Raw genomic sequence first — 25,303 nt, 5'->3', positions numbered from 1 at the left:
TGTGAATAACTTGGATCTTATTCACTGGATCCGCGATCAATTGCTGGCGATCTGATTTATCAACAGGTAAAATTGCCCGTCATTTCAAATAACTTAAATAGAGTGGGGGCACCGTGTCATCTTCGCTTTGGTTGCAATGTTTGCAACAGCTTCAAGAAGAGCTACCAGCTACAGAATTCAGTATGTGGGTTCGTCCGTTACAAGCGGAGCTCAATGACAATACTCTTACTCTATTTGCACCGAACCGCTTTGTGTTGGATTGGGTGCGTGATAAGTACCTAAATAGCATTAACCGTCTACTGCAAGAGTATTGCGGTAACGATATCCCACATCTTCATTTTGAAGTGGGAAGTAAACCGGTGTCGGCGCCTAAGCCTGCAGCCCCTAAGCCAGCGCGCACAGCCGCTGATGTTGCCGCTGAATCTTCGGCTCCGGCACAACTTCAAGCTCGTAAACCTGTTCACAAGACATGGGATGATGAAGAGCCTGCAGCAGAGGTCGACCTTAACCACCGTTCAAACGTGAACCCTAAACACAAGTTCAACAACTTCGTTGAGGGTAAGTCGAACCAACTTGGCTTAGCAGCAGCACGCCAAGTGGCTGATAACCCAGGTGCAGCGTACAACCCACTATTTCTATATGGCGGTACCGGCCTAGGTAAAACTCACCTATTGCACGCGGTAGGTAATGCGATTGTTGATGGTAAGCCGAACGCTAAAGTGGTGTACATGCACTCTGAGCGTTTTGTTCAGGATATGGTTAAAGCCCTACAGAACAACGCGATTGAAGAATTCAAACGCTACTACCGTAGTGTTGATGCGCTGCTTATTGATGACATCCAATTCTTTGCGAATAAAGAGCGTTCTCAAGAAGAGTTCTTCCATACCTTTAATGCGCTACTGGAAGGCAATCAACAGATCATTCTAACTTCTGACCGTTATCCAAAAGAGATCAACGGGGTAGAGGATCGTCTTAAATCTCGATTTGGTTGGGGCCTAACGGTTGCGATCGAGCCGCCTGAACTAGAGACTCGCGTTGCGATCTTGATGAAGAAAGCAGAAGACCATCAGATTCACCTAGCCGATGAAGTGGCATTCTTTATCGCTAAGCGACTGCGCTCAAACGTCCGTGAGCTTGAAGGTGCATTGAACCGTGTCATTGCTAACGCAAACTTCACAGGTCGTCCAATCACCATCGATTTCGTACGCGAAGCACTGCGTGACCTACTGGCACTGCAAGAGAAGCTGGTTACTATCGATAATATTCAGAAGACAGTGGCGGAGTACTACAAGATTAAAGTAGCGGACTTACTGTCTAAGCGTCGTTCTCGCTCAGTTGCGCGCCCACGTCAATTGGCGATGGCACTGGCAAAAGAGTTAACCAACCACAGCTTACCTGAGATTGGTGATGCATTTGGTGGTCGTGACCACACCACGGTTCTGCACGCGTGTCGTAAAATTGCTCAACTTCGTGAAGAGAGCCACGACATTAAAGAAGACTATTCTAACCTGATCCGTACCCTTTCTTCTTAATACACAGTATTCTTAACCAGAGATAACAGAATATCGGCCGCTCGTTGGATAACGGGCCGCCCTTGATACCTTAAGAGCAAGCTATGAAATTTACCATTGAACGCAGTCACCTGATTAAGCCGTTACAACAAGTCTCTGGCGCACTGGGTGGTCGACCAACCCTGCCAATCCTAGGTAACCTACTGATCAAGGTTGAAGATAACGTATTATCAATGACCGCCACCGATCTAGAAGTGGAGTTGGTGAGTCGCGTGACACTAGAAGGTGAGTTTGAAGCGGGCAGCATTACGGTACCTTCTCGTAAGTTCCTTGATATCTGTCGCGGTTTACCAGATAGCTCAGTGATCACAGTGGTTCTCGATGGCGACCGTGTTCAAGTACGCTCTGGCCGCAGCCGTTTCTCTTTAGCAACGCTATCTGCGGCTGATTTCCCAAATATTGAAGACTGGAGCAGCGAAGTTGAAGTGTCTGTGACACAAGCAGAACTGCGTGGTCTGATTGAGAAGACACAATTCTCAATGGCGAACCAAGACGTTCGTTACTACCTCAACGGTATGTTGTTTGAGATTGAAGGCTCAACGCTACGCAGTGTTGCGACTGATGGTCACCGTATGGCGGTATCTCAAGCTCAGCTTGGTGCTGATTTCGCACAAAAGCAGATCATTGTGCCTCGTAAGGGTGTTCAAGAGCTCGTTAAGCTATTAGATGCGCCTGAACAGCCGGTAACGCTGCAAATTGGTAGTTCAAACGTGCGTGCTGAGGTGAATAATTATGTATTCACTTCTAAGCTTGTTGATGGTCGTTTCCCTGATTATCGCCGCGTAATGCCGCAAAATACCACCAAAACGCTAGAAACTAGCTGTGATGAACTTCGCTCTGCTTTCTCTCGTGCTGCAATTCTATCGAATGAAAAATTTCGTGGCGTGCGTGTGAATCTTGCGGATAGCGAAATGCGCATCACGGCGAACAACCCAGAGCAAGAAGAAGCGGAAGAGATGCTAGACGTGAACTACGAAGGTGACGCGCTAGAGATCGGCTTCAACGTAAGCTATGTTCTGGATGTACTGAACACGCTACGCTGTGAACAGGTTCGTGTATCTATGTCGGATGCCAACGCCAGTGCACTGATTGAGAACGCACAAGATGACAGCGCGATGTACGTTGTTATGCCAATCCGTCTATAGAGATGGTGCCGTCGTTAATGATTAATATGATGACGTTATGCCACTCTCTCGTCTGATCGTTAAGCAGTTTAGAAATATTGAAGCCTGTGACATTCAACCGTCATCAGGCTTTAACTTTCTTATAGGGGCGAACGGCAGCGGTAAAACCAGTGTCCTCGAAGCGATTTACCTGCTCGGGCATGGCCGTTCTTTCAAGAGCTCCTTAACTGGTCGCATCATCCAAAATGAGTGTAGTGAGCTGTTTGTTCACGGCCGTTTTTTGACCTCGGATCAATTTGAGCTGCCTATTGGCATTAATAAGCAGCGCGATGGCACAACAGAGGTTAAAATAGGCGGTCAATCTGGACAAAAGCTGGCGCAATTAGCGCAAGTCTTGCCTTTGCAGTTGATTCACCCAGAAGGGTTTGATTTACTGACGGATGGGCCGAAACATCGTCGTGCCTTTATTGACTGGGGCGTGTTTCACAGCGAATCTGGTTTTTACGATGCATGGGGGCGAGTGAAGCGCCTCAATAAGCAGCGTAACGCGCTGCTCAAAACAGCCTCCCACTATCGTGAACTCAGTTACTGGGATCAGGAGCTGGCGCGATTGGCGGAAAACATCAGCCAGTGGCGAGCAACCTATGTTGAGCAGCTTAAACAGGTCGCAGAAGAGATTTGCGCTACCTTCTTGCCAGAGTTTGAGATAAAGATTAACTACTATCGCGGCTGGGACAAAGATACGCCCTATGCTGAGATACTAGAGAAGAATTTTGAAAGGGATCAGCAGCTTGGTTACACCTTTAGTGGACCAAACAAAGCGGATCTAAAGATAAAAGTGAACGGCACTCCAGTGGAGGATGTCTTGTCACGAGGTCAACTGAAGTTGATGGTGTGCGCGCTGCGCGTGGCTCAAGGCCAACACCTAACTCAGATGACAGGTAAGCAGTGCGTCTACTTAATAGATGACTTCGCTTCCGAATTAGATAGCCAACGCCGAGCACGCCTTGCGGAGTGTTTAAAGGCGACCCAGGCACAAGTTTTTGTAAGCTCTATTACCGCTGATCAGATTGCCGACATGCATGATGAAAATAGCAGGATGTTTCATGTGGAACATGGCAAAATAGAGCAAGGATAATTAGTCAGAGAGTAACTATGTCAGATAATTACGATTCATCGAGTATTAAGGTACTGAAGGGTCTGGATGCGGTACGTAAGCGTCCTGGAATGTACATTGGCGACACGGATGATGGTACCGGTCTGCACCACATGGTCTTCGAGGTGGTAGATAACTCTATTGATGAAGCACTTGCTGGTCACTGTAATGACATCATTGTTACTATTCATGACGATAACTCGGTTTCTGTTCGCGATGACGGCCGTGGTATCCCTACCGAAATGCACCCAGAAGAGCAGGTATCTGCAGCGGAAGTAATCATGACGGTTCTTCACGCGGGTGGTAAGTTCGATGACAACTCATACAAGGTATCGGGTGGTCTGCACGGTGTAGGTGTTTCTGTAGTAAACGCACTGTCGAAGCAGGTTACTCTTACTATCCACCGCGGTGGTCAAATCCATACTCAAACCTATCACCACGGTGAGCCTCAAGCGCCACTAGCTGTGATTGGTGAGACGGACAAAACGGGTACAGAGATTCGTTTCTGGCCAAGTGAAGAGACGTTCTCTAACACCGAATTCCACTACGACATTCTAGCGAAGCGTCTGCGTGAGCTTTCTTTCCTAAACTCAGGCGTATCAATCAAGCTACGTGATGAGCGTGAAGAAGACAAAGGCGATCACTTCATGTTTGAAGGTGGTATCCAAGCGTTTGTTGAGCACCTAAACACCAACAAGACACCAATCATCCAGAAAATCTTCCACTTCGATAACGAGCGTGATGATGGCATCACTGTAGAAGTAGCGATGCAATGGAATGATGGTTACCAAGAGAACATCTACTGTTTCACCAACAACATCCCTCAACGCGATGGTGGTACTCACCTTGCGGGCTTCCGTGCAGCGCTAACGCGTACACTGAACAGCTTCATGGATAAAGAAGGCTTCTCTAAGAAAGCGAAGACAGCGACTTCAGGTGATGATGCACGTGAAGGTCTGACTGCGGTTATCTCGGTGAAAGTGCCAGATCCTAAGTTCTCAAGCCAAACCAAAGACAAGCTGGTTTCTTCTGAAGTGAAATCTGCGGTTGAGCAGGCGATGGGTGAGAAGCTGTCTGAGTTCCTAATTGAGAACCCAGCGGAAGCGAAAACGGTTTGTACTAAGATCATCGATGCAGCACGTGCACGTGATGCAGCGCGTAAAGCTCGTGAAATGACTCGTCGTAAAGGCGCGTTAGACCTAGCAGGCCTACCAGGTAAACTGGCTGACTGTCAGGAAAAAGATCCAGCACTCTCTGAACTATACATAGTGGAGGGTGACTCGGCAGGCGGCTCCGCAAAACAAGGCCGTAACCGTAAGAACCAGGCTATCCTACCGCTGAAAGGTAAGATCCTGAACGTTGAAAAAGCGCGCTTCGATAAGATGCTGTCTTCACAGGAAGTAGCAACGCTGATCACAGCACTTGGTTGTGGTATCGGTCGCGATGAGTACAACCCAGATAAACTGCGTTACCACAACATCATCATCATGACCGATGCCGACGTCGATGGTTCGCACATTCGTACGCTACTATTGACCTTCTTCTACCGTCAAATGCCTGAGCTTATCGAGCGCGGCTACGTCTACATCGCTCAGCCACCGCTTTACAAAGTGAAGAAAGGTAAGCAAGAGCAGTACATTAAAGACGAAGACGCAATGAACCAATACCAAGTGGCATTGGCTCTTGATAACGCAGCACTTCACGTAAATGCAGATGCGCCAGCATTGGCAGGTGAAGCGCTAGAGAAGCTGGTTCAACAATACAACTCTGGCATTAAGCTGGTGGAGCGTATGAGCCGTCGTTACCCACACGCACTGATGCACGAAATGATCTACATGCCACGCCTAACGGCAGAGCAGTGTCACGACGAAGCGGCAGTTGAAGCGTGGGGCAAACAGCTTGTTGAGCAACTGAACGCGAAAGAAGTCGGTGCAAGCCAGTACTCACTAGAAGTTGAGAAACACGAAGAGCTAGGTCTAAGCCTACCTAAAGTTGTTGTTCGTACACACGGTGTGACACACGAGCACGCATTGAGTGTTGAGCTGTTCAACTCGAAAGAGTACGACAAGCTAGCAAGCCTATCTGAGGCTCTAGATGGTCTAATCGAAGAGGGCGCATACATCAAACGTGGTGAGCGCACTCAAGAGGTGAACAACTTTGTTGATGCTCTGAACTGGTTAGTGAAAGAGTCTCGTCGTGGTCTAAGCCTACAGCGATACAAAGGTCTAGGTGAGATGAACCCAGATCAGCTTTGGGAAACGACTATGGACCCAGAGACACGTCGCATGATGCAAGTAACGATCGAAGATGCAGTCGGTGCAGACCAACTGTTCACCACGCTAATGGGTGACCAAGTTGAGCCTCGTCGTAACTTCATCGAGGAAAACGCACTTAAGGTAGCTAACCTAGATGTGTAGATTGTCCTAAAAAACAATCTGAAAATTTTAAAAGACTGTCAGAAATGGCAGTCTTTTTTATTGCCGATATTTTAATTATCTTTCAATAGGTTGGTTCGTCATCCTCAAGAGGGAGGAACGACCGAGTTGGGGATCTCTAGAAGCGCGTAGAAAATATTTTAGCCTAATCCCTTGAAACTATTTTGTTCAATCCATATATCTATTGGTGAAGAGGGTGACTGTCTTGCTCAAGAGAGAAGAAACAGACCTTTGAAACGCTGAAGAGGTATCGCTCAGGAGAGGATAACCTTGAAGGCACACAATTGAACTGATTTATTACTACGTCCCAGCGTTATGAGAACCCGAGGAGTAGCGGATAAATCCCTTAGTCGGCAACGATCGAACACACTATCGATCCGCGTAAACTCACGACTAAGACTATTGCTTACTAAAAGGATAGCATTATGAGAACTGTAGATTTCACTCCACTATACCGCAACGCAATTGGCTTCGATCGTCTATTCAACATGATGGAAGCGAACACATCGAAGAACTCTTCTGGCGGTTACCCTCCATACAACATCGAGCAAAAAGACGAGAACAACTACCGTATTACTATGGCAGTTGCAGGTTTTGCTGATGACCAATTAGACCTAACTCAAAAAGAGAACATGCTAATTGTTAAAGGTGAGCGTAAACCAGAAGCAGAAAAAACCTATGTGTACCAAGGTATCGCAGAGCGTGATTTCGAGCGTAAATTCCAACTGGCTGACTACGTAAAAGTAGTAGGTGCGAGCATGGAAAACGGTCTACTGCACATCGACCTAGAACGCGAAATCCCAGAAGCGATGCAACCACGTAAGATTGCTATTAATGGTAATGGTCTAATCGAAGGCTAATTACTATTAGCTCGCAAGAGCTAAAAACATCGGGAAATAAGTGTGAAAGAGCACCCAATCAGGTGCTCTTTTTGTATTTGGGCTACGGTAAGCTAAAAGCTTTGATTACTGCTCGCTGTAAGCCTTTTCCACTTCTTCAGCGATAATCTTAATGCCTTTTTGCATCATCTCATCGTCTTGCACATAGTTCATACGTAGGCACTGATGGGCATGATCCCACTCGTCTTCTTGACCTATAAAGAAGTATTCACCCGGGACAATCAATACGCCACGTGCTTTCAAGCGCTTGTATAATTCCATGGTCGTGATCGGCAGTTCATCAAACCACAGCCACAAGAAGATAGCGCCCTCTGGCTTATGAATGCGGAAGCGAGAGTCGGTAATGGTTTGCTGCAGTAACTTAACCGCACGTTGGGACTTCTGCTGGTAGAACGGCTTAATGGTGTTCTCGCTTAGATCAAGCAAATCACCCTTCTCAATCATATGATGCGCCAGTGCTGGACCAATACTGCCCGGTGCTAGGCTGATGATGCCATTCATATTGGTCATCGCCTGCGTTACTTCTTCGCTCGCAATCACGATACCGCAACGCACACCCGGTAAGCCAAGCTTTGACAGGCTCATGCACAGAATCGTATTTTCATTCCAGAAGGGTTCAACATCTTCAAAGATGATGTTTGGAAACGGCAAGCCGTAGGCATTATCAATGATCAGAGGGATGTTGTTGTCACGAGCCAACTTATCCAGCTTGCGGATCTCTTCATCGGTCAGTACGTTGCCGGTTGGGTTGGTTGGACGCGAGGCACAGATCGCCGCGACCGATTCATCGACCTTAAGCTCTTCAAAGTCGACGTGGTATTTGAACATGCGATTGTCGAGCATCTCGATCTCTGGGTGGTAAGAGATAAAGATGTTTTCATCTATTCCGGCATCGCCGTAACCGATGTACTCCGGCGCCAATGGCAGCAGGATTTTCTTGTGTGAGCCGTCTTGCTGCTTACCCGCAAGCAGGTTGAATAGGTAGAAGAAGCCGCTTTGGCTGCCATTGGTAAGGCTGATGTTCTTTTCGCTGATGTTCCAGCCATAGGTCTCTTTAAGTAGAGCGGCTAACGCTTTCACGAAAACATCTTTGCCCTGCGGTCCATCATAGTTAGCGAGGGCGTTGATCAGGGCCCCACTGGCGAGGAGTTCTCCACTGGCTTGGTGAAAGTAGTCGAGCATGGCAGGAATGGCTGCTGGGTTACCACCACCGAGCATGATGGCACCTGGAGTGCGTAGACCATCATTCAAATCATCCATTAACTGCGTAATACCTGAGTACTGATTAAATTTTTCACCAAATTGAGAGAATTGCATTACTTACTTTACCTAATTCATTGTGATTGCTTGTTATGTGTCATTAAGACAGACCTTATGTCTGCCATCAGTGTATTCCTTGAACATACCGTAATGTTTTTGCGACGCATAGCGCCAAATGCTCTAACACGTAAAAAACTTCTATAAAGTTTGAATTATGAGTAACCGTTTGCTTATTGAATCCGGTTTTTAGGATCAAAAAAGGAGAAGCCTGTGCTTCTCCTTTTGTTTTTAAGATTTATTTCCAGCGTGATTTATTTCGAGCCGGTATAAACCACGAGCACCTTGTCATCTTGATATTGGCGCTCGAAGGCATAGTAGCCCTCGCTGTTACGCAGGATATGTTTGCCTTGTGCAACTGCTGGGTGACGCTGACGGAATTGACCGAGTGCCTGCCAATGCTCAAGTAGCTCTGCACGCTCCCCATTGATTTGGTCCCAAGGCATCGCAGAACGTGTGCCCTGCATTGGGTCGGAGCCGGTTGGGCCGAAGTCGCGTGCGATTTCATCACCGTAATAGATCTGAACAGCGCCCGGAGCAAGCATTAATGCATTGGCCGCTTTGGTTTGCTTGGCAAAGTCAGTGCCGTGTTGTGTCCAGAATAACGAGGTATCGTGAGACGATAGGTAACTCAGTACGTTGAACTCGCTGTCACTGTTGATCTTCTCTGCATAGCGAAGGTAATCGGCATCGAGATCAGACAGACACTTGAGCGCTTTCGGTGCAATGTCGCTCTGGAATTCAAAGTTGATGATCGAATCAAACCCGTTAGCAAAATAGTCGGATTTCACCACGCTATGCGCCCACACTTCGCCCGTCATCCAAAATGGTAGGTCATCCAGGGCTTTGTCTGGGTTGTTTTGCTTCCACTCAGCCAGTGCTTGTGTGGTGCTCTGTTTTAGTTCTGCCCATGCGTCGAGCTCAACGTGTTTGGCGGTATCGACTCTAAAGCCATCGACACCGTATTCACGGACCCAATCAGATAGCCAGGTGATTAAGTGGTCACGAGGTGTCATTAGTTCATTGGTGGCGCTGGTGGATTTTTTGCGATAGAAGTTGGGTAGCCCCGTGGTTTCTGTCGATTCTGTTTTCAAATCCGGTAGGTGCGCCAAAGACATGGTCAGGTTGTTGTAGCCCGGCGAATCATAGGCGCCAATATCGCTGCGTAGCCATGCTTTGCCCCACCATTTTTCCCATGCTTCTTGGTCGCTGTAAGAGATGTAGTTATTAAAGTAGTGCCAGTTTTGGCCTTCGGCGGGTTGCCAATCTGTCCAGTTTTCTCCTAGCGTTTGTTTGGCTTCTTGGTCGCTGAGATTGAGTTTTCCGAAGTCGAACTCTTGCATATCAGCTAGGGTGGCGTAACCGGTGTGGTTCATCACCACATCCCAAATCACGCGGATGCCTTTGCTGTGTGCAGTATCGATGAAGGTACGCAGCTCGTCTTCTGTGCCCATGTTGTCATCAAGCTTGGTCCAGTCTTGATGGTAGTAACCATGGTAGGCGTAGTGTTTGAAGTCACCTCTGTCACCACCGCCAACCCAGCCGTGGATTTGCTCCAGTGGCGAGGTGATCCAGATAGCATTAGCACCTAGCGATTCAATGTAGTCGAGCTTTTCGGTTAGACCGGCTAAGTCACCACCATGAAAGGTACCGATCTCATCTTGTCCATCTTTGCTGCGTCCATAGCTATTATCGTTGTCTGGATTTCCGTTATGGAAGCGGTCGGTCATCACGAAGTAAACCGTGGCGTTGTCCCAACTAAATTCCGCTTTGGTCTCGGCTTCGACTTTTTCGAGTAGGAGAATGCCTTGGCTATTATCTGCTGGCTTCATGGTAACGCTGCCGTTCGTTACCGTGGTTTGATTACCGGAAAGCGCATCTCTGACCAAGGTACCATCATCAAAGGTTTGAGCCACATTTATGGTGGTGGGTTGGTCACTTGGAATAGGGCATGCAAAACTCTGCACCTTCTTCTGCTTAGGTTTTACCTTAACCGTCAACTCATTAGATTGTGGATTGAGGGTAAATTGGTAGGTGTTGGCTCTGAATACCTTGATATCAATTTGCGACTCTTCTGCGCAGTCGTCTACGCGCAGAGGCTTATTAAATTTCACTCGGCTCTCTTCGGCCAAGGCGTAACTTGTGCCACAGGTTTGGGCAGCATCGCTCATAGAAAAGGTGTGCGTGCCTTTGCTGAGCTCGCGCTCGGCAATCAATGTACCTTGTCCCGTTGATTGAAAGGTCAGAGCCTGATCGTCAATGGTCAACAGGAGTGGATTGTCGCTGGTTTGGCTGCATGCGCTGAGTGCAAGAATTGAGAGCGCGAGACTGGTCTTCTTCATTGTATCCTTCCCCGAATAAGACTCCCGTTATATCAAAGGTTGGGATCTACATTCTGAGGACTAATACAATCGAGTAGTGGCTATTACCTCTACAAATAAATACCAAGTTCACAAAAACAAAAAGGGAAGCGTGCGCTTCCCTTTGTTAGGCTTAATACCGTATTTCAGCTGTTTATAAGCTTATCTTTGAAGAACCTTACTTTTGAAGGACCGAGATATCAGCAATCTGTAGGAACAGGTTACGTAGGTTATTCAGTAGCGTTAGACGGTTCTTCTTCAGAGCTTCGTCATCAGCCATAACCATTACATGATCAAAGAACGCATCAACAGGCTCACGTAGGTCAGCAAGCTTGCTTAGTGCTTCTTGGTAGTTACCTGTCGCAAATGCTGGCTCTAGTGCTTCTGTCATTACAGCAACGTTTTCAGCCAGTGCTTTCTCTGCATCTTCTTGAAGAAGGGCTAGATCGATATCTGCTGCTAGCTCACCATCGAATTTCGCAAGGATGTTACCAACACGTTTGTTCGCTGCTGCTAGTGCTTCTGCCGCTTCTAGTTCACGGAAGTGAGAAACCGCTTTAACACGTTGGTCAAAGTCAGTTGGCTTAGTTGGACGACGTGCTAGTACCGCTTGGATGATATCCACGCTGAAGCCAGCATCTTGGTACCATGCGCGGAAACGACCTAGCATGAAGTCGATAACGTCAGCTTCTACGTTGTCGTTGGTTAGCTTATCGCCTAGTAGTTCTTTCGCTTTTGCGATCAGATCAGTTAGGTCTAGGTTGTAGCCGTTTTCAACGATAATACGTAGCACACCAAGTGATGCACGACGTAGAGCGAATGGGTCAGAACCTTTTGGAGCTTGGCCAATACCGAAGATACCTACGATAGTGTCTAGCTTGTCTGCCATTGCTACTGCAGAAGAGATACCAGTGCTTGGTAGGTCATCACCTGCGAAACGAGGCATGTACTGCTCGTAAAGTGCTAGTGCAACTTGCTCGTCTTCACCATCGTGAGTTGCGTAGTGCATGCCCATAACACCCTGAGTATCCGTGAACTCGAATACCATAGATGTCATTAGGTCACATTTCGCTAGTAGACCTGCGCGCTTAGATTTCTCAACGTCAGCATCGATCTGCTCAGCGATGTAGCCAGCAAGCTCTGTGATGCGGTCTGTCTTGTCTTTGATAGTACCAAGCTGCTTCTGGAAGATAGCTTGCTCTAGCTCAGGTAGACGGTCGATCAGAGGACGCTTACGGTCAGTGTTGAAGAAGAACTCAGCATCCGCAAGACGTGGGCGTACAACCTTCTCGTTACCTTCGATAACGTGGCGAGGCTCTTTAGACTCGATGTTCGATACGAAGATAAAGTTAGGAAGTAGCTTCTTGTTGTCATCGTAAACAGGGAAGTATTTTTGGTCACCCTTCATGGTGTAAACCAATGCTTCAGAAGGTACTTTTAGGAACTCTTCTTCAAACTTCGCAGTAAGAACGACTGGCCACTCAACCAGAGACGTTACTTCTTCTACTAGGTCATCTTCTAGATCAGCTGTACCACCAACCGCTGCTGCTGCTTTTTGCGAATCAGCAAGGATGATCGCTTTACGCGCTTCGTAATCTGCCATTACTTTACCGCGCTCTTCTAGGATCGCTGGGTATTGCTCTGCAGAATCGATAGTGAACTCTTGCTCACCCATGAAGCGGTGACCACGGATAGTGCGGTCAGATGCTACGCCTAGGATTTCGCCTTCGATAAGGTCAGAACCCATCAGCATAGTTAGTGTTTTAACTGGACGAATGAACTGAGTTGTCTTGTTGCCCCAACGCATTGGCTTCGCGATTGGTAGGTTACCTAGTGCTTTTGCTGCTAGGTCAACAACGATTTCAGACGTTGCTTGGCCTTTTACTTCTTGTTTGAAAAGAAGCCATTCGCCTTTGTCTGTTACTAGACGGTCAGCTTGTTCAACCGTGATGCCGTTACCACGAGCCCAGCCTTGAGCTGCTTTAGTCGCGTTGCCGTCAGCATCGAATGCGACAGAAACCGCAGGGCCACGTTTTTCAACGATTTTGTCTTCTTGGCCTTCAGCCAGTGCTGCGACTTTAAGAGCAAGACGACGAGGTGCTGCGTACCATTTCACACCTTCGTGAGCCAGGCTCGCGCCCTTTAGCTCTGCTTCGAAGTTTGCTGCGAACGCTTCTGCTAGAGTACGAAGCTGTGTTGGTGGTAGCTCTTCAGTACCCAGTTCAATTAGAAATTCTTTAGCCATGATTACTTCTCCTCGTCCTTCTTGCACATTGGGAAGCCAAGTGCTTCACGCGATGCGTAGTATGCTTCTGCAACTGATTTAGTCAGGTTGCGGATACGAAGGATGTAACGTTGGCGCTCTGTTACTGAGATAGCTTTACGCGCATCAAGGATGTTGAATGCGTGGCCAGCTTTTAGAATGCGCTCGTAAGCTGGAAGCGGAAGTGGCTTCTCTAACTCAAGTAGCTCTTTACACTCTTTCTCGCACTGGTCGAAGAAAGTGAATAGGAAATCGACGTCAGCGTGCTCGAAGTTGTACGTTGATTGCTCAACCTCGTTTTGGTGGAAGATATCACCGTAAGTTACTTTGCTGCCGTCTGGTGCGATGTTCCACACTAGGTCGTAAACAGAGTCTACTTCTTGGATGTACATAGCTAGACGTTCGATACCGTAAGTGATCTCACCAGTAACAGGCTTACACTCAAGGCCACCAACTTGCTGGAAGTAAGTAAACTGAGTTACTTCCATACCGTTTAGCCATACTTCCCAACCAAGCCCCCATGCGCCTAGCGTTGGGTTTTCCCAGTTGTCTTCTACGAAACGAATGTCGTGTACTAGCGGGTCGATACCAAGAACTTCAAGTGAGCCTAGGTACAACTCCTGAATGTTATCTGGAGATGGTTTTAGAGCTACTTGGAACTGATAGTAGTGCTGCAGACGGTTCGGGTTTTCACCGTAGCGACCATCGGTCGGACGACGTGAAGGTTGAACGTATGCCGTAGACATTGGCTCTGGGCCAAGTGCACGTAGACATGTCATTGGGTGAGAGGTGCCAGCACCTACTTCCATATCTAGAGGTTGAACAATAGTACAACCGTTTTGTGCCCAGTAATCCTGCAGCGCGAGGATCATTCCCTGGAAGGTTTTGATATCGAATTTTTGCATAGTCAGGTTCGCGCGATTCTTATAAATGATTTGAAAAATAACAATCAAGTATACCCAGATATTTGCCCAGCGAGTAGCGTTAATCTTGTTTAATTAATAGCCTTAAATCCCTTTTAATGGATTTTTTACCCTTTAATCTTCTTTTTTCGACTTAACGGGAATTTTTAGTCACTTTTCAGCTTGTTTTAGAGGAGGGGGCTCGCTAAAATCACGCCGTCTTTGGGGAGTAGCTTACCTATTTATCAACACTGGGATAATAGGTTCGTTCGTCAACATAATTGATGCAAAATCATCATGGCGTTCGAGACGACAATCGACCACAACAACACATAAGTCGACATCGTTTAGCAAGACCTTAGACAAACATCGTGAACCGGGGTGGGGCGCGAGGTTTGTCTACGGTTAAAATAATAATCCCGCCCCAAATGAGCATGTCGTGAGCGTTTTAGCAATCTCTATTACAACTGTTGCCTTGGCCGAGATCGGTGATAAGACACAGTTACTCTCTCTTCTGTTAGCCAGCCGTTATCGCAAGCCGATACCGATTATTGCTGCAATCTTCTTTGCCACTATTGCCAATCATGCCCTAGCGGCTTGGTTAGGTGTTGTTGTATCCGATTACTTATCGCCAGAAGTCCTCAAATGGGTTGTGGTGGTGAGCTTTTTGGCGATGGCGGGTTGGATTCTAATCCCAGATAAGCTTGATGACGATGAGGAGATCTCCAACCGTGGTCCGTTTGTCGCAAGCTTCATCGCGTTCTTCATTGCAGAAATTGGGGATAAGACTCAGATAGCCACTTCTATCCTGGGGGCTCAGTATGCTGATGCGCTGCTGTGGGTTATCTTGGGTACAACGATTGGTATGTTGCTCGCGAATGTACCTGTGGTGGTGATCGGCAAATTGTCCGCCGATAAGATGCCACTGGCGCTGATTCGTAAGATCACTGCGCTGCTGTTTGTTGGCTTAGCTGTCGCGGCGGCAATCTATTGATGATTTTTCGCTGATAGATCCCTCGGTTTAACGGGGGAATCTATCGCTATATCTATCAATCTATAATTATAAATGTGCCAACTTTTTAGGTGCGATCTGCATTATGTGTAGCAGCTCAAACTCTTACAGAGAGGTGCTGTGAGTTGCGTCGACTGACATATCACTGTCACACTTGTCATGATATTTTAATGTTGTGAGTTGAGAACACGAGGGCATGATTATGTTGACGCGTTATACGGGAATCACTCCACAAAGTCAGAGCTACCTATTTACCTTTGGCTTAGCATTAACTCTATTGGGGATGGTATTGACGGACATGTGGCTGCCAATGGTGGCAGGTGCCATGATCATGACCGGACTGGCTGTTGAGGCTTGGATTCGGGTCGCCCACATCATCCCTATGCGTAAGGAGCTGCGCTCAATTCAGAACCAACTCGATAATCTGCAGCACCGCAGCCAAAATAACGAATAGCAAAAAGCCGCTCACTGAGCGGCTTTTTTACATCTGGATATTATCGTCCGATTAGGCCTCTAGACCCTTTTTGATCAGATACTGATAAGGCACCGAGTCGGTGTTTTGACCGACCAACTGGTGATCCATAAATCGACAGAAACTCGGGATGTCGCGTGTGGTCGATGGATCGTCTGCCGTTACCAGTAATACATCGCCATCCTGCATGTTTCGAATTGTCTTCCTGACCATCATTACCGGTTCTGGGCAGCGTAGCCCTTGTGCTTCTAAAGTGTGTGTGGCCAGTTCAGGATTGAATGTCATGATAGGTGTCTCTTTCTGTATAACGAGGGGAATAATACGTCTGCAGAAAAAATATGCAATAAGTGCTTGGCAAACAGAATTATTTACTATAAATTATTTAACAAGTTGGTAACAACTTTAGCAAATGACAACTAGCTAAGGAGTGGCGATGTTGACAGCACTTGATAGATTAACCATATATTCGGTTCTCTGCTTTATTTCTTTTTGCGCGTTAGTGTTACGCACACCAGCAGAGGCCTCGTTAATGCCAATCATTGGCATAGCAGCAACAATTATTGGTATTTGGGTTGAAATGCGACGCTGGCGTGGCTTGCCAGAAGAGCAGGAACATTAAATCGCAAGATATCTAACCTAAGTACAAAACGTTTTTCCGATACGACACATTCCGACACTATCCCCAAATTTTCTTGGGCTTCCCCGCGTAATTGCGGGATTTTTTTTATCTAAAGCATGCTATAAACAAGTTAGTGAACAATGATCATTGTATTCAGCTAGGTAAGCGTGTGGAATTAGAAGACATTTATCGTCGAGATTTAAATCTGTTGGTTGCTCTTAAGGTATTAATTGAAGAGGGCAGCGTTAGCCAAGCCGCTTTGCGTTTGAATCTTAGTCAGTCTGCAACCAGTCGAGTGTTGGGGCGACTTCGTGAACTCCTTAACGATCCCCTCTTTACTCGTCAAGGGCAGCGTCTACTTCCGACCAAAAGAGCACTCGAAATCAGCCAGCGCATTGATCAGCCGTTGGAGTCATTTCGTCAGCTGTTAAGTCCAAGTGACTTTGACCCATACTACTGCACGGAACGTTTCCTGATCGCGACTACAGATTACGCGATGCAAACCATCCTTCCGTATGCGTTGCCTAAGATTTATGAGCAAGCACCAAACATCTCGCTAGAGTTTGCACCGCTTCAACATGAAAACCTATTTAAACAGCTGAGTACCGAGCGCGTTGATATGGCGATATGCCGACCAACAGGTCCTGTCGCCCCCTTGCATCAGCAAGTATTAGGTCCTGTTGGGGTATCGTGCCTGCTTTCTAAAAATCACCCTCTGGCTGATAGCGCGTTAAGCCTCAATGATTATGTATCACTGCCTCATGCGATGATTGCTATCAGTGATGGCGTAAAAGCCTTGCTTGATAATGCATTAGCTAATCAACCGCCAAGAAGGATGGTGCTGCGGGCCTATCATTTGGAGGCGGCTTTAGCGATCGTCGATAGAATGCCTCTTGTGATCACAGTGCCTGCCGACCTCGCGTATTTAGTGGCAGAGCGCTACGACCTCGTTGTTAAGCCACTACCATTCGAGTTTATCCCGTTTGATTATTCACTGATTTGGCATTCGCGTTGTGATTCGTCAGCTTCTCAACAATGGCTGAGACGAGTGGTGAAAGAGGAGTGTGGTGAGTTAATTCAAAAGCGGATTGCCGATGTCGGGCTGGGTTAACGGAATGAAAAAGGGCTGAGTAAACTCAGCCCCTTGTATTTATTGCTTGAAGCTCTATAGCTTCGAGTGTTTAAAGCTATAGCTTGATGACAACACGACCAGTGATTTGGCCGTTAGTAATGTCTTCAGCAGCTTGGATCGCATCATCCAGTGCCACTTCTTTAGTTGCTTGTTGGTAGAACGACTCTGGAAGTAGTTCAGCTAACTGTTCCCATGCCTTGATACGTTTCTCACGTGGACACATTACTGAATCTACACCCTGTAGACGCACGTTACGTAGGATGAATGGCATTACCGTTGTTGGTAGATCGAAGCCACCCGCTAGGCCACATGCCGCTACAACGCCGTTGTAATCGATCTGTGCCAGTACTTTTGCTAGAACTTTGCTGCCTACCGTATCGATAGCACCAGCCCACAGCTGTTTCTCTAGTGGTTTTGCTGGCTCTTCTAGCTCTGCACGCTCAACAATGCGCGATGCGCCTAGAGATTTAAGTAGCTCACCGTTCTCAGATGCACGGCCTGTTACTGCTGCTACTTTGTAGCCCAGTTGGTTAAGTAGAGTGATAGACACACTGCCTACACCACCGCTTGAACCCGTTACTAGAATCTCGCCGTCTTCTGGCTTAACACCTGCATCAACGATAGCTTGAACACATAACATTGCTGTGAAGCCTGCAGTACCAATCGCCATTACTTTTTTAGCGTCTAGGCTTTTTGGCATTGGTACCAACCAGTCACCGTTTAGGCTCGCCTTTTCAGCCATGCCACCCCAGTGACCTTCACCAACACCCCAACCAGTCAGTACCACTTCGTCGCCCGCTTTGTAACGAGGGTCGTCTGATTGAGAAACCACACCTGAAAGGTCGATACCCGGTACCATAGGGAAGTTACGAACAATGCGCCCTTTACCAGTGATCGCTAGACCATCTTTGTAGTTTAAAGATGAGTAGTTCACATCAATCTTAACGTTGCCTTCTGGAAGTTGTGACTCGTCAATTTGAGAAACGCTAGCAATCGTTTTTTTGTCTTCTTGGTTTAGTACAAGTGCTTTAAACATGGTGCTCTCCACTGGAGGAATATTAGGAAACTGAGATAACTGTAGTTGAATAATTGAAGAAAAAATAATGAAACGTCAACATTGAATCTATGCATCAAATGCATAGTTCCAGTTTTGTGATATCGGTAAGTCGGCAGATAAAAAAATGCAGCCCTAGAGACTAAGGCTGCATTTTTATCGTTACCCTACTAACGACAATTAATTGGTCTCTTAACTTAGAGTTACTCTAGATTAAGGGCGTTCAAATACCGTTGCGATACCTTGGCCCAAACCAATACACATGGTTGCTAGGCCGTACTTCACGTCCTTCGCTTCCATTAGGTTAATCAAGGTGGTTGAGATACGCGAACCTGAACAACCCAGCGGGTGACCAAGTGCGATTGCACCACCATTGAGGTTTACTTTCTCGTCGACCATATCCAGAAGACCTAGGTCTTTAGCACATGGCAGAGATTGCGCTGCAAAGGCTTCGTTAAGCTCAATGACGCCCATATCTTCAATCGATAGGCCCGCACGCTTCAGTGCTTTCTTAGTCGCTGGAACCGGTCCATAGCCCATGATTGATGGGTCACAGCCTGCAATTGCCATTGACTTAACACGAGCACGAATCGTCAAACCAAGCTCGTTAGCTTTATCTTCGCTCATGATCAGCATCGCAGATGCACCATCTGACAGCGCTGATGATGTACCGGCGGTTACGGTACCGTTAGCTGGATCGAATACTGGGCGAAGCTCAGATAGGCCTTCAACTGTAGTCTCTGGGCGAATCACTTCATCATGATCCAGTGTGAACAGTGAGCCGTCTGCCGCGTGACCTTCAGTTGGTAAGATCTCGTTTTTAAAGCGACCTTCAACCGTTGCAGCGTGTGCACGAGCGTGAGAGCGGGCAGCGAAAGCATCTTGGTCTTCACGACTGATGCCGTGCAGCTTACCAAGCATCTCTGCCGTTAGACCCATCATACCCGCGGCTTTTGCTACGTTCTTTGACATGCCAGGGTGGAAGTCCACTCCATGCGTCATAGGAACATGACCCATATGCTCAACACCACCAATCAGACAGATATCGGCATCGCCAACCATAATTGAGCGTGTTGCATCATGCAGAGCCTGCATAGATGAACCACATAATCGGTTAACGGTTACAGCACCAATTTCAATCGGTAGGCCAGCAAGTAGCGCAGCATTACGTGCCACGTTAAAGCCCTGCTCAAGTGTCTGTTGGACACAGCCCCAGTAGATATCTTCAATCTCACTCGGGTTAACTTGTGGGTTACGCTCAAGAATGCCTTTCATCAGGTGTGCAGAAAGGTCTTCTGCACGTGTATGACGGAAAGCGCCACCTTTGGAACGGCCCATTGGGGTGCGAAGGCAATCAACAACAACTACGTTCTTCATTTTGTAATTCCTTTTCCAAATGTGGGTTATAGAGAGCTAGCTTGTTGAGCGTCGTAAAAGCTTTCGCCTTTCTCTGCCATATCAAGCAATAGTTGAGGTACTTGGTACATTGCGCCAAGGTCTTGGTAGCCTTTCGCTGTCTCAACAAAATTCGCGATGCCCACACTGTCTAGGTAACGGAAAACGCCGCCTCTGAATGGAGGGAAGCCAAGTCCGTAAACCAGAGCCATATCAGCTTCTTGTGGTGAAGCAATGATGCCTTCTTCAAGACACAGTACCACTTCGTTGATCATTGGAATCATCACACGCTGGATAATGGTCTCTTCATCAAATTCCTGTGGTGCTTGGCATACGTCTGCCAAGATAGGAAGGATATCTTCTGAGAAGGCTTTCTTCGGACGACCACGCTTGTCGACGCTGTAGCTGTAGAAGCCGCTGCCATTTTTCTGACCAAACTTGTTCGCTTCAAATAGCGCGTCGATCGCGTCACGGCCTTCTTTACCCATTCGCTCTGGGAAGCCTTGTGCCATCACATCTTGAGCGTGATGCGCAGTATCAAGACCAACCACATCCAGTAGGTAAGCAGGACCCATAGGCCAACCAAACTTACGCTCCATGATTTTGTCGATTTTGGTGAAGTCAGCACCGTCGCGAAGCAACATGCTAAAGCCGCCAAAGTATGGGAAAAGAACACGGTTAACGAAGAAGCCTGGGCAGTCGTTAACGACAATTGGTGATTTACCCATTTTCGCCGCGTAAGCGACAACGCGATTGATGGTTTCATCTGAAGTGTGTTCACCACGGATGATCTCTACCAAAGGCATGCGGTGTACTGGGTTAAAGAAGTGCATACCACAGAAGTTTTCTGGGCGTTGTAGAGATTTTGCCAGTAGATTGATTGGAATCGTCGACGTGTTAGAGGTAATCACGGTATCAGGACTAACCTGCTGCTCCACTTCACTCAACACGGCTGCTTTAATTTTCGGGTTTTCTACTACCGCTTCAACAATCACATCTGATTGCTCGATACCTGCGTAGTGAAGGCTAGGAGTAATAGAAGAGAGAATACCTGCCATCTTGAAGCCATCGATGCGGCCACGAGACAGACGTTTATTAAGAAGCTTAGATGCTTCGTTCATGCCTAGATCTAGCGATGCTTGAGCAATATCTTTCATCATCACAGGCACGCCTTTCAGCGCAGATTGGTAGGCAATACCACCACCCATGATGCCTGCACCTAATACAGCAGCACGCTCTGTCGCTTTATTCGCTGACTTGCCAGCTTTCTTCGCGATGCCTTTGATGTATTGGTCGTTAAGGAATAGGCCAACCAGTGCTTTCGCTTCTTCAGACTTCGCCAGTTTAATGAAGTGTTTACGCTCGATATCCAATGCAGCATCACGATCGCAACGAGCAGCTTCTTCAATCGCGACAACAGATGTGATCGGTGCTGGGTAGTGAGGACCTGCTTTCTGAGCTACTAGACCTTTCGCCATAGTAAAGCTCATCATTGCCTCTAGCTTGCTGAGTGATAACGCAGAGGTTTTCTGTTTGCGGCGAGCAACCCAGTCTAGCTTCTCGCTCGCGGCCAGAGATACTGTATTAATTGCCGATTCAAGTAGTTGGTCGGTTTCAACAATCGCATCTAACAACCCAACTTTCAGTGCTTCATCTGCTCGGCATGCTTTGCCTTGCGTGATGATTTCCATTGCGCTGTCAGCACCAATAACACGTGGCAGACGTACACAACCACCAAAGCCAGGCATGATGCCTAATTTGGTTTCTGGTAAGCCGATGCTGGTGGTCTTGTCACCAATACGGAAGTCAGTGGCTAGTACGCACTCACAACCGCCGCCAAGTGCATGGCCGCGCATCATTGAAAGGGTAGGAACAGGTAGGTCTTCTAGCTTGCTAAAAATAGAGTTCGCAAAAATCAGCCACTCTTCTAGTTCCGCTTCTGGTTTCGCGAATAGGCCCAAAAACTCCGTGATGTCTGCACCTACGATGAAGGCATCTTTGTTTGAAGTTAAGATCAAGCCGCGCAGTCCAGCGTGGTCATTTAAAGCATCAAGTGCTTTGTCGAGTGATTCTAATGTAGCAAGGTCGAGCTTATTTACAGAGGCTGGAGCACAAAAGCTAAGTTCGGCTATACCATCTTGTAATTCCTTTACCTGTAGGGTGTTAGCTTGGTAAATCATTGTCTATCTCCATGACATACAATCGACGATTGTTTGAGAGAATTTTGTTATCTTTCTTTAAGTATAGAATACCTGGTAAGACCAGTTTCTTTAGTCTGTACCCACCACTGGCTAATTTCAATACATTTTTTAAACAATTGTTTAACATTGTGCGTTAGCACAGATCCGCTAACCCTTATTATTCACCCGTGATACACTTTGCCGCCCTGATCGCTAAAGTAAATGATATGAATGACCAACCATATTTAATCCCGGCTGCTTCGGCTGTTTTTGAAGAAGAAATTAAGAAAAGTGTCTTCATTACCCACCTTGCTCATACACCGAGTATCGAGGCGGCTAAGCAGTTTGTTGATCAGATAAAACAAGAGCATAGCGCAGCAAGACACAATTGCTGGGGATTTGTTGCTGGGCGACCAGAAGACTCGATGAAGTGGGGCTTCAGTGATGACGGTGAACCTTCTGGAACGGCGGGTAAACCAATATTGGCTCAACTGTCTGGCTCTGGAGTGGGGGAACTGACGGCCGTGGTGACTCGTTATTCGGGTGGAATTAAGCTCGGTACAGGTGGATTAGTAAAGGCGTACGGCGGTGGTGTGCAACAAGCGCTTAAGCTGCTTCAAACTATCGAGAAAAAAATAACCACAAAATTGCGCCTAGAGTTAGACTATGGGTTTATGCCGATCGCCCAATCAATCATGTCGCAATATCAGGCGGTAGAGGTTGAAGCGGATTATGGCGTTCAGGTCACAATGGTCATAGAGATTGAGCTGCTTCAGGTCGAAGCCTTCACTCAAACCATGATCAATAAAAGCGGTGCCAAGGCACTGGTCACTCAAGTAAAAGATAACTAGGAAGTGTGAAGCCTTTCGCTTCGTTCATTAGCTCATGCAATTTCGCTCAATTATTCGAATCGTCGGATTATTATTAGCACTCTTTAGTGTCTCAATGCTTGCACCCGCGCTGGTGGCATTGATCTATCGAGATGGTGCTGGTGTTCCTTTTGTTACGACCTTCTTTGTTTTACTTTTTTGTGGCGCTACCTGCTGGTTTCCAAACCGTCGCCACAAGCATGAATTAAAGGCGAGAGACGGCTTTCTTATTGTTGTTCTGTTCTGGACTGTAATCGGCAGTGCTGGTGCACTTCCTTTTTTAATAGCAGATAACCCAAACGTTTCGGTTACTGATGCTTTCTTTGAGTCTTTCTCGGCTCTCACCACAACCGGTGCTACTGTTATTGTTGGACTGGATGACTTACCTAAAGCGATTCTTTTTTATCGTCAATTCCTGCAGTGGTTTGGTGGTATGGGTATCATCGTACTCGCTGTAGCGATCTTACCGGTACTGGGTATCGGTGGTATGCAGCTATATAGAGCGGAAATCCCAGGTCCTGTTAAAGACAGTAAGATGACCCCGAGGATTGCAGAAACAGCAAAAGCACTCTGGTATATCTATTTAAGTTTAACTATTGCTTGTGCGGTAGCGTTTTGGCTAGCGGGAATGAGCTTCTTTGATGCCATTAGCCACAGTTTCTCTACTATAGCTATCGGTGGCTTCTCGACGCATGATGCCAGTATGGGCTATTTCAATAGCCCTGCGATTAACATGATCACGGTTGTGTTCCTGCTTATCTCTGCGTGTAACTACTCTCTTCACTTTGCAGCATTTGCATCGGGCGGGGTTCACCCTAAGTACTATTGGAAAGATCCTGAGTTTCGTGCCTTTATCTTTATCCAAGCGGTGTTGTTTCTGGTTTGCTTCTTATTACTACTGAATCACCACTCTTACGACTCTTATTATGATGCGTTTGATCAAGCGCTATTCCAGACGGTCTCTATTTCAACCACGGCTGGTTTTACTACAACCGGCTTTTCAGAGTGGCCACTGTTCTTGCCAGTACTGCTTTTATTCTCTTCTTTTATAGGCGGGTGTGCAGGTTCGACTGGTGGCGGTATGAAAGTTATCCGTATTCTATTGCTGACTCTGCAAGGCGCTCGTGAAATGAAGCGTTTGGTTCACCCACGTGCGGTTTACACCATCAAGGTTGGCGGTACGGCACTTCCTCAACGTGTTGTTGATGCGGTATGGGGATTCTTCTCTGCTTATGCTCTGGTGTTCGTGGTTTGTATGTTGGCTCTGATTGCAACGGGTATGGATGAGCTGAGTGCGTTCTCTGCCGTGGCGGCAACATTGAACAATCTGGGTCCAGGCCTCGGAGAAGTAGCAGTCCACTTTGGTGATGTTAATGATAAAGCAAAGTGGGTATTGATTGTCTCTATGCTGTTTGGGCGCTTAGAGATCTTCACTCTATTAATTCTATTAACGCCTACGTTCTGGCGTAGCTAAGGAACCATTGTGGCAAAAGCACTATTTCTTTACTCAAGCCGAGAAGGGCAGACCAAGAAGATTCTTAACTATATAAAAGAGGAGATGGCGGAGTTTGATTGCGACATTCGCGATCTGCACACTGTTGGCGACGTAGATTTCGCTCAGTATGACAAAGTACTGATTGGTGCCTCTATTCGTTATGGTCATCTTAATAAAAAGCTGTACCAGTTTATTGAGCGCAATCTTACTCAACTTCAATCGAATAAAGTGGCGTTCTTCTGCGTGAACCTAACCGCTCGTAAAGAAGACCAAGGTAAAGATACGCCAGAAGGCAGTGCGTATATAAAGACATTCCTTAAGAAGTCACCGTGGCAACCTTCTTTAATCGGTGTTTTCGCAGGTGCTCTCTATTACCCTAGATATAACTTCTTCGACAGAACCATGATTCGCTTTATTATGACGATGACTGGTGGTGAAACGGATACCAGCAAAGAAGTTGAGTACACAAACTGGCAAAAAGTCTCTTTATTCACTGAAAAACTCAAGAATCTATAAGAGAAAAGCTTACTTTTGAGGCGTTTTGTTTTCTTTTTAATCGAACAATTAAAAAAAGCAAAAAAACTTAAAAAAGGGCTTGCCAATGTGATCGCAATCTCTATAATGCCACCTCGCTGACACGGGATGGCTTCGCAAGAAACCAGAACGAATCAGTAAGCCAAATTAGCCAAGCTAAGCGCTTGAAAAAAGTTTTGAAAAAAGTGGTTGACACTAAAACTTAAATCGCTAAAATGGCCGTCCGATTTGAGCGAAGCTCAAAAAGGAAAAGCTCTTTAACAATTTAAACCTATCAATCTGTGTGGGCACTCGTTGATGAATATCAAAAATGAAACTTCGGTTTCAACTTGATTTCAATGAACTGAGTGACCAATTCGAATCGTAAGATTCGGCACAGTCAATTCAACATTACTATGTAATGTAATCAGTATTCATTGAGTCACAAAATCTTAAATTGAAGAGTTTGATCATGGCTCAGATTGAACGCTGGCGGCAGGCCTAACACATGCAAGTCGAGCGGAAACGAGTTATC

At 46.8% G+C, this 25,303-nt stretch carries 20 protein-coding genes, 1 rRNA gene and 1 riboswitch; of the genes, 13 read left to right on the top strand and 8 right to left on the bottom strand.

The window, feature by feature from the left end; all coding sequences use genetic code 11:
• Positions 1–113: 113 nt before the first annotated feature.
• From dnaA to KI655_RS17690, 5 genes are all read left to right on the top strand, one after another.
• Positions 114–1,532: a chromosomal replication initiator protein DnaA gene (gene dnaA / locus KI655_RS17710; RefSeq protein ID WP_032548623.1), complete on the top strand. Its 1,419-nt coding sequence runs from the start codon at positions 114–116 to the stop codon at positions 1,530–1,532.
• Between the two features lie 83 nt (positions 1,533–1,615).
• Positions 1,616–2,716 carry a DNA polymerase III subunit beta gene (dnaN, locus tag KI655_RS17705; protein ID WP_285407572.1) on the top strand — a complete coding sequence of 367 codons (1,101 nt, stop codon included), beginning with the start codon at positions 1,616–1,618 and terminating at the stop codon, positions 2,714–2,716.
• A 37-nt stretch (positions 2,717–2,753) separates the two neighbouring features.
• Positions 2,754–3,833 (top strand): DNA replication/repair protein RecF, encoded by a 1,080-nt coding sequence (recF, locus tag KI655_RS17700; RefSeq protein ID WP_150896028.1) that lies wholly within the window; start codon positions 2,754–2,756, stop codon positions 3,831–3,833.
• 17 nt (positions 3,834–3,850) lie between these two features.
• The gene (gene gyrB, locus KI655_RS17695) at positions 3,851–6,268 is read left to right on the top strand and encodes a DNA topoisomerase (ATP-hydrolyzing) subunit B (protein ID WP_032548619.1); all 2,418 of its coding nucleotides are present in this window, start codon (positions 3,851–3,853) and stop codon (positions 6,266–6,268) included.
• A 443-nt stretch (positions 6,269–6,711) separates the two neighbouring features.
• A complete protein-coding gene (locus tag KI655_RS17690) occupies positions 6,712–7,146 on the top strand; it encodes an Hsp20 family protein (protein ID WP_285407569.1) in 435 nt (144 codons plus the stop codon).
• A 105-nt stretch (positions 7,147–7,251) separates the two neighbouring features.
• Here KI655_RS17690 and KI655_RS17685 read toward each other — a convergent pair whose 3' ends face one another.
• From KI655_RS17685 to glyQ, 4 genes are all read right to left on the bottom strand, one after another.
• Positions 7,252–8,502 (bottom strand): valine--pyruvate transaminase, encoded by a 1,251-nt coding sequence (locus KI655_RS17685; RefSeq protein WP_285407568.1) that lies wholly within the window; start codon positions 8,500–8,502, stop codon positions 7,252–7,254.
• Between the two features lie 254 nt (positions 8,503–8,756).
• Positions 8,757–10,844 (bottom strand): alpha-amylase, encoded by a 2,088-nt coding sequence (locus KI655_RS17680; RefSeq protein WP_285407566.1) that lies wholly within the window; start codon positions 10,842–10,844, stop codon positions 8,757–8,759.
• A 196-nt stretch (positions 10,845–11,040) separates the two neighbouring features.
• Entirely contained in the window at positions 11,041–13,107 is a 2,067-nt protein-coding gene (gene glyS, locus KI655_RS17675) for a glycine--tRNA ligase subunit beta (RefSeq protein WP_285407564.1), read from the bottom strand.
• Between the two features lie 2 nt (positions 13,108–13,109).
• The gene (glyQ, locus tag KI655_RS17670) at positions 13,110–14,030 is read right to left on the bottom strand and encodes a glycine--tRNA ligase subunit alpha (protein ID WP_032548614.1); all 921 of its coding nucleotides are present in this window, start codon (positions 14,028–14,030) and stop codon (positions 13,110–13,112) included.
• Positions 14,031–14,239: 209 nt separating this feature from the next.
• Positions 14,240–14,427, top strand: a riboswitch (yybP-ykoY riboswitch).
• Positions 14,428–14,466: 39 nt separating this feature from the next.
• Here glyQ and KI655_RS17665 point away from each other — a divergent pair.
• Positions 14,467–15,021, top strand: coding sequence for a TMEM165/GDT1 family protein (locus tag KI655_RS17665; protein WP_285407563.1), 555 nt, complete (start codon positions 14,467–14,469; stop codon positions 15,019–15,021).
• A gap of 214 nt (positions 15,022–15,235) precedes the next feature.
• A complete protein-coding gene (locus tag KI655_RS17660; protein ID WP_285407562.1) occupies positions 15,236–15,493 on the top strand; it encodes a hypothetical protein in 258 nt (85 codons plus the stop codon).
• 51 nt (positions 15,494–15,544) lie between these two features.
• Here KI655_RS17660 and tusA read toward each other — a convergent pair whose 3' ends face one another.
• Positions 15,545–15,796: a sulfurtransferase TusA gene (gene tusA, locus KI655_RS17655; protein WP_032548612.1), complete on the bottom strand. Its 252-nt coding sequence runs from the start codon at positions 15,794–15,796 to the stop codon at positions 15,545–15,547.
• A 148-nt stretch (positions 15,797–15,944) separates the two neighbouring features.
• Here tusA and KI655_RS17650 point away from each other — a divergent pair, with 148 nt between their 5' ends.
• Entirely contained in the window at positions 15,945–16,130 is a 186-nt protein-coding gene (locus tag KI655_RS17650) for a hypothetical protein (protein ID WP_285352655.1), read from the top strand.
• 169 nt (positions 16,131–16,299) lie between these two features.
• Positions 16,300–17,241: a LysR family transcriptional regulator gene (locus KI655_RS17645; RefSeq protein ID WP_285407561.1), complete on the top strand. Its 942-nt coding sequence runs from the start codon at positions 16,300–16,302 to the stop codon at positions 17,239–17,241.
• A 76-nt stretch (positions 17,242–17,317) separates the two neighbouring features.
• On the opposite strand, the gene KI655_RS17640 is transcribed toward KI655_RS17645, so the two are convergent.
• The 3 genes from KI655_RS17640 to fadB all read right to left on the bottom strand — a co-directional run bounded on the left by KI655_RS17640 (position 17,318) and on the right by fadB (position 21,891).
• Entirely contained in the window at positions 17,318–18,298 is a 981-nt protein-coding gene (locus KI655_RS17640; protein ID WP_285407559.1) for an MDR family oxidoreductase, read from the bottom strand.
• 231 nt (positions 18,299–18,529) lie between these two features.
• Positions 18,530–19,693, bottom strand: coding sequence for an acetyl-CoA C-acyltransferase FadA (gene fadA / locus KI655_RS17635; protein WP_285407558.1), 1,164 nt, complete (start codon positions 19,691–19,693; stop codon positions 18,530–18,532).
• Between the two features lie 26 nt (positions 19,694–19,719).
• Entirely contained in the window at positions 19,720–21,891 is a 2,172-nt protein-coding gene (gene fadB / locus KI655_RS17630; RefSeq protein WP_152467918.1) for a fatty acid oxidation complex subunit alpha FadB, read from the bottom strand.
• A gap of 227 nt (positions 21,892–22,118) precedes the next feature.
• Between fadB and KI655_RS17625 the strand changes: the two genes are divergently transcribed.
• The 4 genes from KI655_RS17625 to KI655_RS17610 all read left to right on the top strand — a co-directional run.
• Positions 22,119–22,742, top strand: coding sequence for a YigZ family protein (locus KI655_RS17625; RefSeq protein ID WP_150870596.1), 624 nt, complete (start codon positions 22,119–22,121; stop codon positions 22,740–22,742).
• A 34-nt stretch (positions 22,743–22,776) separates the two neighbouring features.
• Entirely contained in the window at positions 22,777–24,234 is a 1,458-nt protein-coding gene (locus KI655_RS17620; RefSeq protein ID WP_032548605.1) for a TrkH family potassium uptake protein, read from the top strand.
• A gap of 9 nt (positions 24,235–24,243) precedes the next feature.
• Positions 24,244–24,771 (top strand): menaquinone-dependent protoporphyrinogen IX dehydrogenase, encoded by a 528-nt coding sequence (gene hemG, locus KI655_RS17615; RefSeq protein ID WP_032548604.1) that lies wholly within the window; start codon positions 24,244–24,246, stop codon positions 24,769–24,771.
• Positions 24,772–25,222: 451 nt separating this feature from the next.
• A 16S ribosomal RNA gene (locus KI655_RS17610) occupies positions 25,223–25,303 on the top strand; the annotation flags it as partial.

It is taken from the genome of Vibrio sp. D404a, from assembly GCF_030248535.1.
In the GTDB taxonomy this organism is placed as follows: domain Bacteria; phylum Pseudomonadota; class Gammaproteobacteria; order Enterobacterales; family Vibrionaceae; genus Vibrio.
The sequence above is the reverse complement of the archived record's forward strand: the minus strand, read 5'-3'. Positions and strand labels throughout refer to the sequence as shown.

Coding starts and splice junctions, on each gene's coding strand:
- dnaN (WP_285407572.1), top strand. CDS start 1,616: ATGAAATTTACCATTGAACGCAGTCACCTGATTAAGCCGTTACAACAA.
- recF (WP_150896028.1), top strand. CDS start 2,754: ATGCCACTCTCTCGTCTGATCGTTAAGCAGTTTAGAAATATTGAAGCC.
- gyrB (WP_032548619.1), top strand. CDS start 3,851: ATGTCAGATAATTACGATTCATCGAGTATTAAGGTACTGAAGGGTCTG.
- KI655_RS17690 (WP_285407569.1), top strand. CDS start 6,712: ATGAGAACTGTAGATTTCACTCCACTATACCGCAACGCAATTGGCTTC.
- KI655_RS17685 (WP_285407568.1), bottom strand. CDS start 8,502: ATGCAATTCTCTCAATTTGGTGAAAAATTTAATCAGTACTCAGGTATT.
- KI655_RS17680 (WP_285407566.1), bottom strand. CDS start 10,844: ATGAAGAAGACCAGTCTCGCGCTCTCAATTCTTGCACTCAGCGCATGC.
- glyS (WP_285407564.1), bottom strand. CDS start 13,107: ATGGCTAAAGAATTTCTAATTGAACTGGGTACTGAAGAGCTACCACCA.
- glyQ (WP_032548614.1), bottom strand. CDS start 14,030: ATGCAAAAATTCGATATCAAAACCTTCCAGGGAATGATCCTCGCGCTG.
- KI655_RS17660 (WP_285407562.1), top strand. CDS start 15,236: ATGATTATGTTGACGCGTTATACGGGAATCACTCCACAAAGTCAGAGC.
- tusA (WP_032548612.1), bottom strand. CDS start 15,796: ATGACATTCAATCCTGAACTGGCCACACACACTTTAGAAGCACAAGGG.
- KI655_RS17650 (WP_285352655.1), top strand. CDS start 15,945: ATGTTGACAGCACTTGATAGATTAACCATATATTCGGTTCTCTGCTTT.
- KI655_RS17640 (WP_285407559.1), bottom strand. CDS start 18,298: ATGTTTAAAGCACTTGTACTAAACCAAGAAGACAAAAAAACGATTGCT.
- fadA (WP_285407558.1), bottom strand. CDS start 19,693: ATGAAGAACGTAGTTGTTGTTGATTGCCTTCGCACCCCAATGGGCCGT.
- fadB (WP_152467918.1), bottom strand. CDS start 21,891: ATGATTTACCAAGCTAACACCCTACAGGTAAAGGAATTACAAGATGGT.
- KI655_RS17625 (WP_150870596.1), top strand. CDS start 22,119: ATGAATGACCAACCATATTTAATCCCGGCTGCTTCGGCTGTTTTTGAA.
- KI655_RS17620 (WP_032548605.1), top strand. CDS start 22,777: ATGCAATTTCGCTCAATTATTCGAATCGTCGGATTATTATTAGCACTC.